Source organism: Immundisolibacter sp., from assembly GCF_028696615.1.
In the GTDB taxonomy this organism is placed as follows: domain Bacteria; phylum Pseudomonadota; class Gammaproteobacteria; order Immundisolibacterales; family Immundisolibacteraceae; genus Immundisolibacter.
Map to the genome: position 1 here is coordinate 1 of NZ_JAQVGQ010000273.1, position 3,087 is coordinate 3,087.

At 66.0% G+C, this 3,087-nt stretch carries 5 protein-coding genes; all 5 read right to left on the reverse strand.

The window, feature by feature from the left end:
• The coding region (locus PHC73_RS13065; RefSeq protein ID WP_300129108.1) for a phage tail tape measure protein at positions 1–895 on the reverse strand (895 nt) is incomplete at its 3' end.
• A gap of 25 nt (positions 896–920) precedes the next feature.
• On the reverse strand, positions 921–1,043 hold the full coding sequence (locus PHC73_RS13070) for a GpE family phage tail protein (RefSeq protein ID WP_300129111.1): 123 nt from the start codon (positions 1,041–1,043) through the stop codon (positions 921–923).
• A gap of 8 nt (positions 1,044–1,051) precedes the next feature.
• The gene (locus tag PHC73_RS13075) at positions 1,052–1,345 is read right to left on the reverse strand and encodes a phage tail assembly protein (RefSeq protein ID WP_300129114.1); all 294 of its coding nucleotides are present in this window, start codon (positions 1,343–1,345) and stop codon (positions 1,052–1,054) included.
• A 106-nt stretch (positions 1,346–1,451) separates the two neighbouring features.
• Positions 1,452–1,964 carry a phage major tail tube protein gene (locus tag PHC73_RS13080; RefSeq protein ID WP_300129117.1) on the reverse strand — a complete coding sequence of 171 codons (513 nt, stop codon included), beginning with the start codon at positions 1,962–1,964 and terminating at the stop codon, positions 1,452–1,454.
• 14 nt (positions 1,965–1,978) lie between these two features.
• A partial coding sequence (locus tag PHC73_RS13085) for a phage tail sheath protein (RefSeq protein WP_300129120.1) occupies positions 1,979–3,087 on the reverse strand: 1,109 nt, incomplete at its 5' end.

Genomic DNA, 3,087 nt, shown 5'->3' on the forward strand with positions numbered 1-3,087 from the left:
AGAGCTGGGCGATCTTGGCCATGTCGTCGCCGACCTGGTCGACGGGCAGGCCGAACGCGGTGGCGGCGATGGCGGCCGTTTCGGCGTAGGCCATGAGGTCGCGCTTGCCCTGGATGCCCATGCGGGCACCGGCCTCGACGATGGCGGCGATCTCCTGGGCAGCCATGGGGATGCGCTCGGACAGGGCCATGATCTGCTCGCGCAGTTCGTAGTAGGTGCGGGTTAGGTTGCCGGCACCGTCGCGGGCGTCGCCGACCTGCTTGGCCACGCCGAGCATGGCGTCTTCGAGGCTGGCGTATTGCTTGATGGCCAGGGCCACCGGCGCCGCGCCGGCCAGGCCGACGCCCAGGGTCATCTGGCCGGCGTGCATCATGGTGCCGTGTCTGTCCATGAGCTTGTCGTAGTCAGCCTTGGCGGCGTAGAGCTTGTGGGCGACTTCGTTCTGCCGCTTCATGGCGGCGGTTTCGCGGTCGACCGCGGCCCGGGTTTGGTCGATGCGTGTGGTCAGGTCGCGTTGATGGGATGCAAGTTTGGCGGTGTCGATGCCGGCGGCCTGGAATTCCTGGCGTAGGCGGTGCTGCTTTTCCTGCAGCGTGGCGGAGCGGCTCTTGAGTTGGCGGGCCTCTTCCTGGGCTTGTTTCAGGGCGCGCGCCATGTCCTTGGTGGGCGCGGGAACCTTGGCGATCTCGGCCTTGAGGTCCTTGATTCGGGCCTCTGTGCCCTTGATGCTGTTGCGGACGATGGCCAGGTTCTTGTCGGTCTTGCGCCAGGCATCTACCCGGCTCTGGGCATCGTTGAGTTGCTTGAGCTGGTCCTTGGCGTTCTTCAGCGCCTTGGATACGTCATTGGTACCTCCCATGACCGTGCGCAGCGGCTTGGTGATCTTGTCCACCATGCCGAGCAGTACTTGCAGCTGTAGCCTATCCATCGTGGTCGGCCTCGTGTCGCTGGCGGGCTTCTTCACGCCACATGGCCAGTTCGGCCAGGCTCATGCCGGCCATGGCGGCCGGTGGCCAGTGGAAGACGAGGGCGAGGTCTGCCATGGCGTCTTCTACGCGCCCGGGTAGTGGCTCTGTGCCCGGTCCGATGTCGTCAGAAAAAAACCGACCACCTCGGCGCCGATCTGGAGCAGGTCGGCGGGGTCGATCCGGGCGGCTTCGTGGTCGGTGAGGGTGGGGTTGCTGATGCGGGGGATGACCTTGATGAGGGCGTCGGCGTCCATCTGCATCAGGTCGATGATCTTGATGCCGCGAAGCTCGCCGGCGCAGGGCTTGCGCAGTTCGAGGGTGGCGATGGTGGTGTCGCCGCGCTGGATGGGTTGTTCGAGGGTGATGGGGTTGGGCATGCGTGACTCCTGTTTTTTCGGGGCACCCTGGGTGGCTGTCGCCCCGTAGTTCCTTCCTCCCGGTACCGTGGCCACCTACCGGGCAGTGCTCTCGCGCAGGTATGGATTAGGCCAGGCCGATGGCCTTGCGCTGTTCGGCCAGCATGTCGACGCCGTTGACGGTCTCGACCATGTTGAGCAGGTCGATCTCGATGACGACGTCGCCGTCGATGCTGAGCTTGTAGTAGGTGAGGGCACTTTTGACGGTGAGTTTGCCGCGTTCGCCGGCTTTGGCGTTGTCGGGGTCGATTTCGGTGTGGCGGCCGCGGACGACGACTTCGACGGCGTTGACTTCGGCGGTGTCGTCGCGCTGGTAGGCGCCGGCGAAGCGGAGCATGACGCCGTCGGCCTTGGTGGTGCCGTACTGGGCGAAGACCTGGCGCATGAGGCCGGCCAGGGTCATCTCGAGTTCGATCTTTTCCTGGCCGAGGTCGACGGCGACGGGGCCGGACATGCCGCCGCCGCGGTAGTCGTCGGTCTTGCGGGTGAGCTTGGGCAGCTTGATCTCTTCGGCGACGCCCATGTAGGACTCGCCGTCGTTGAACAGGTTGAAGTTTTTCAGGGTGCGGGGCATGGCCATGGTGAGGATCCTCCTTAACCGGCGATGGCGGCGGCGAAGTCGACCAGGTAGCGGTCGGTGATGCGTTGCTGGAACAGCAGGTTTTCCAGCGGCGGCACGGGGGTGTAGTCGTAGTCGATGTACATCTTGCCGCTCTTGAGGACCACGGCGCTGTTGAGGTAGGGGTCGAACCAGGCTTGGCCGTCGATGATGTAGCCGAGGCGCTTGAGTTCGCGGAACTTGGCGTTGACGCCTTCGATGATGTCGCGGGCGAGGCTGGGGTTGAGGGGCTTGTCGACGGCCCAGAAGTGGGCTTCGGCGATGGTGTCGGCGAGGACCTGGGCGGTGCGGGTGTAGTTTTCGAAGGCGAACAGGGGGTCGGCGCTGCAGGTGCGGCTGCCCCAGAATCGGAAGCCTTGTTCGCGGATGAGGGTGGTGACGTTGTGGCTGTTGAGGTAGTCGGTGTCGCTGGTTTCGTCCTGGATGTCGAACCAGACGGACTTGCTGATGCCGTCGACGCCGTTGACGGGGACGTTGGAGAGGGTCTTGTGCCAGCCCACTTCCTGGTCGATGCGGGCGCGCAGGCCGATGGCCTTGGCGGTGGCCCAGTAGGTGTCGGGGCCGCTGAGGAAATCGGGCCAGAGGACCATGACTTCGCGCTGGCCGAAGTTGTTCTGGTAGGCGACGGCGTCTTCCTTGGTGTCGGCGGCGGAGGCCTGGACGTAGGCCATGGCGCGGAGCTGCTGGGCGACGCCGGCGAGGTTGGTGGCGACGGTGAGGCTGTCGAGGCCGGGGCAGGCGAGGATACGGGGCTTGACGCCGAGGCTTTGCTTGGCGGTGAGCAGGGCTTGCATGCCGGTGCGCTGGCCCTGGGCGGTGACGGTTCCGATGACCTTGGCGTCCTGCCCGGCGGCGTCTTCGTCGACGCGGACGACGACGGTGACAGCGTTTCCTTCGTCGCCGATGGCGTCGAGGACGCGGGCCAGGGTGCCGGTGGTGCCGGCCTTGCCCTGGGCGTCGCGGATGCTGGTGACCAAGACGGGGGTGTCGAGGGGGAAGGCGGCGGCGTCGGCGTCGTCGGCGGTGCAGACCATGCCGATGACGGCGGTGGAGACGGTGCGGATGGGGCGGGTGCCAGATCGGA